This window comes from Streptomyces murinus (assembly GCF_002154555.1).
GTDB classification, from domain to species: Bacteria; Actinomycetota; Actinomycetes; order Streptomycetales; family Streptomycetaceae; genus Streptomyces; species Streptomyces murinus.
On sequence record NZ_MUNF01000664.1, the window covers coordinates 1 to 4,111 of the forward strand.

The window sequence follows — 4,111 nt, forward strand, 5'->3', positions numbered from 1 at the left end:
TTCTACCGCAACACCGTCACCGACCTCACGGACACCGACGAGATCGGCGTCGGCGCGGACGGGGCCTCGGTACGGATCGTCCGCTCCTTCGGCAACTCCCGTGCCGTCCAGGTGTTCTCGCTGCCCCCGGGGCAGCGGCGGCTGGTCGTCGACACGGAGGTCGACTGGCACGAGACGGAGAAGATCCTGAAGCTGGCCTTCCCGCTCGACCTGCACGCCGAACGGTACGCGTCCGAGACCCAGTTCGGGCATGTCTTCCGCCCCACCCACACCAACACCTCCTGGGAGGCCGCCAAGTTCGAGGCGTGCAACCACCGCTTCGTCCACCTGGAGGAGCCCGGCTGGGGCGTGGCCCTCGTCAACGACGCGACGTACGGGCACGATGTCACCCGCACCGTACGGACCGACGGCGACCGGGGTACGACCACCACGGTCCGGGCCTCCCTGCTGCGCGCCCCGCGCTTCCCCGACCCCGAGACCGACCAGGGCACCCACCGCTTCCGGCACGCCCTCGTCCCCGGCGCCACGATCGCCGACGCGGTCCGCGAGGGCTGGCGGGTCAATCTGCCCGAACGCCGTACGACCGGCGCCCAGGACGTGGCCCCGCTGGTCACCGTGGACGACGACGCGGTCGTCGTCACGGCGGTCAAGCTCGCCGACGACGGCAGCGGCGATGTGGTGATCCGCTTCCACGAGGCCCACGGCGGCCGGGCCCGGCCCACCCTCACGGCCGGCTTCGCGTTCAGTGGTCTCACGGCGACCGACCTGCTGGAACGCCCGCTCGCCCAGGCGCCCCGACCGGCCTGCGAGGGCGCGTGGATCACCGTACGACTGCGCCCGTTCGAGCTGATGACGCTGCGCCTGCGCAGGCCCTGAACCACCCCTCCGACGGCGCCAGGGCCGGGGTCGTACGGCCGCGGGTCGTACCCGGCCGGAACCGGCGCCCCGTGTCCGCGCGTGAGCGGGGCTACGGCCGCTCGGCCGCGCCCGCCAGCCGGGTCGGCGGCAGGTACTCGCGCACATACGTCCGGTCCCAGCACGCCCCCGTCTCCCGCAACTCCCGCCAGGAGGTGTAGCGGTAGCGGAAGAGGCGGGCGCGGACGTAGCGCGGCGGGGTGTCCGGAGGGAAGGGGGAGCGGCGCAGCAGCCGTAGCGTGGCGCGGTCGTTCTCCAGGAGGCGCTCCATCAGTCCGCCGAACCACTCCCCGGCGTACGCGGGCGACAGCGCGGCGAACCACATCAGCCAGTCCAGGCGCAGATGGTACGGCGCGAACTGGCGCGGCCAGTGCCGCAGTCGGCCCGGCTTGCCCTTGAACTCGTACTCCCGCCAGTCCGAGTCCTCCCGGGCCACCTCGTCCAAGGTGCCCTCCACGACCACCTCGTAGCGCACCCGGCTGACGCTGCCGAACGCGCCGTAGGTGTTGACCAGATGGAGCGGGTCGAAGGAGCGGTTCATCACCTGGCGCCGGGAGACCATGTTCACCACCGGGTGATAGCTGAGGAACAGCAGCAGCGCGGCGAGGGCCAGGACCACGATCTCGTACCAGAGGGGCGCGGGCGGCAGGGACGGTGGCGTCGCCGGGAGCCGCAGCGCGGAGACCGCCAGCACGATGGTGATCCAGTTCAGCCAGGAGAAGTTGCCGGAGAGCACCAGCCACAGCTGGGTCACGATCATCAGCGCGGCGGCCGCCGAGGCGATCGGCTGGGGCGTGAACAGCAGGAACGGCACCACGAGTTGGGTGAGGTGGTTCGCGGCGACCTCCACCCGGTGCAGCGGCTTCGGCAGATGGTGGAAGAACCAGCTCAGCGGGCCCGGCATCGGCTGGGTCTCATGGTGGTAGTAGAGGCAGGTCAGCTTGCGCCAGCACGCGTCGCCGCGCAGCTTGATCAGCCCGGCGCCGAACTCCACCCGGAACAGGATCCAGCGCAGCAGGAAGAGCACCAGCACCGGCGGCGCCACCTCGTCGTTGCCGAGGAACGCGGCCAGGAAACCGGTCTCCAGCAGCAGTGACTCCCAGCCGAACGCGTACCAGGTCTGGCCCACGTTCACGATCGACAGATACAGCGCCCACGGCACCAGCCACAGCGCGATCGCCGCCCACAGCGGCAGCAGCGCGTCCGCCCCGGCGAGCAGCGCCACCGACACCGCGCACCCGAGCCATGCCACGGCCGCGAAGAACCGGTCCGAGTAGTGCAGGTGGAACAGGCTCGGCGCCCGCCGGAACCGGATCCGCGCCACATAGTGCGGGATCGGCAGCATGCCGCGCTCGCCCAGCAGCGCCCGGAACTGGAGGGCGGCCGCCAGGAACGCCACGAGGTACACCGCGGCCAGTGCCCGCTGGAGGACGAGCCGGCTCAGCCAGTAGTCGGGTGCGGTGAACCAGTCCACGACCGCCTCGTCTCCCTCGTGCCGATCCCCCCGAGTTGCCAGCGAAACGGGAGCAAAGCAAATAATAGAGATAATTCACCCACAGTGATGCGGAGTGCACGGTGCGCATACCCACCGGATCCATGCTCATGGCCTGCGTGCTGCTGTCGGTGGGGCTGCTCCTCACCGGGTGTGCGGGCGCCTCCGTCAAGGAGGCCCAGCTGGGCGAGGAGGTCTTCCTCCAGCCCGCCGCCGAGCAGGGGCCCAACCCCTTCACCGCCTCCATGGCGACCGGTCCCGCCCGCACCGGCACGCCCCGGCCGGCCGGCACCGGTCGCACTGCCGACGTCAGCGCGCCGCCCGCCGGTCTCGCCGTCGCCCCGCTGGCGGCGGCCCGCGCCCTGTCCGGCGGCACCCCGGGGCTCTACAGCGGCAGCGTCCGCGTCTCCGGCTGCGATGTCGAGCGGCAGATCGCCGGGCTGACCGCGGACTCCGCCCGGAGGGACGCGTTCGCCCATGTGGCCGGTGTCTCCCCTGCGGATCTGCCCGGCTATCTGCGCGCCCTGACCCCGGTCCTGCTGCGCGCCGACACCCGTGTCACCAACCACGGCTACCAGGGCGGGCAGACCGCCGGGTACCAGGCCGTGCTCCAGGCCGGCACCGCCGTGCTGGTCGACAACCGGGGTGTGCCCCGGGTGCGCTGCGCCTGCGGGAACCCGTTGCGACCGCCGGAGGAGGCCCGGGGCGGGGTCGGGGCGCGCGGTACCGCCTGGTCGGGCTACCGGCCGAACCAGGTCATCGTGGTGACCCCGGCGCCCCAGACCATCGGCAGCCTCACGCTCCTGGACGCGGGCACGAACACCTGGATAGAGCGCAGGATCGGTCCCGACGTCCGCAACGACCACCTCGTGGCCCCGCCGGCCGTCGCCGACACCGCGCCCCCGGATCCGGGACTCACCGGCTTCCCCCACCCGTCCCGGCCGGACACCGCTCAGCCGAGTCCCCGCGAGAGCAGGTCGAACTCGGCGACGGGCGAGATCGGGGGAGCGGTGATCGACACCGGGCGGGTGACACCGGGGCACGGTGACGGCCGTGCCGAGCGCCCGGACGATCGTCGTACGAGGGCGGACGGGATCGGCACGGGCGAACGGGAGCGGAGCACACGTGCCGTGAATCGGGGGGTAGCCGGTCGGAGCGAGGGCAGGTCCGACACGGAGACGCACAGCGCCAAGGGACGGCCGGACACCGGGAGCGAGAGCACCGCGGGGACGACGGGCAGCGGGGCGCACTCCGGCGAGGGAACGACGGACACCGCCGAGGGCAGGTCGGACACCGGTTCGCACAGCGCCGCCTCCGCCGAGGGACACGGCAGCCACGCGGCGGACGAGCGGGTGACTCCGGCGCCGGACGCGCGCGGCACTTCGGGTACGACCGGCGACGGGACGGGGACGGGGACGGCCGATGGGTCTCGCGCTCCGGCTGCGACCGGCGATGAGGCCCGAACCCCCGACGCGTCCGCCGCTCCGGCCACGGCCGGCCACGGCGCCCGCACGGCCGACGCGTCCACCGCCCCCGCCGTGACCGGCCAGGGCACTCCGACGGCCGACGCCCGGGGCATGTCCGCCGCTCCCGGCCGGGGCACGCCCGCGCCCGTCACCTCCGCCGAGGCACGTGCCGTACTCCCCGCCTCGGCCCTCCCGTCGGCCTCCTCGGCGCCCTCGAAGTCACCGGCTGCTCCCAAGC

3 protein-coding genes are annotated in these 4,111 nt (G+C 73.2%); 2 read left to right on the forward strand and 1 reads right to left on the reverse strand.

Annotation, left to right across the window (positions count from 1 at the left end; translation table 11 throughout):
• Window positions 1-876 (forward strand): glycoside hydrolase family 38 C-terminal domain-containing protein (locus CCN72_RS32545; RefSeq protein ID WP_244174588.1); only part of this gene is annotated, 876 nt, incomplete at its 5' end.
• Window positions 877-967: 91 nt separating this feature from the next.
• On the opposite strand, the gene CCN72_RS32550 is transcribed toward CCN72_RS32545, so the two are convergent.
• On the reverse strand, window positions 968-2,389 hold the full coding sequence (locus tag CCN72_RS32550; RefSeq protein ID WP_086811786.1) for a lipase maturation factor family protein: 1,422 nt from the start codon (window positions 2,387-2,389) through the stop codon (window positions 968-970).
• Window positions 2,390-2,490: 101 nt separating this feature from the next.
• On the opposite strand from CCN72_RS32550, the gene CCN72_RS38760 reads away from it, so the two are divergent.
• On the forward strand, window positions 2,491-4,111 hold a 1,621-nt coding region (locus CCN72_RS38760), incomplete at its 3' end, for a DUF6777 domain-containing protein (RefSeq protein WP_143664274.1).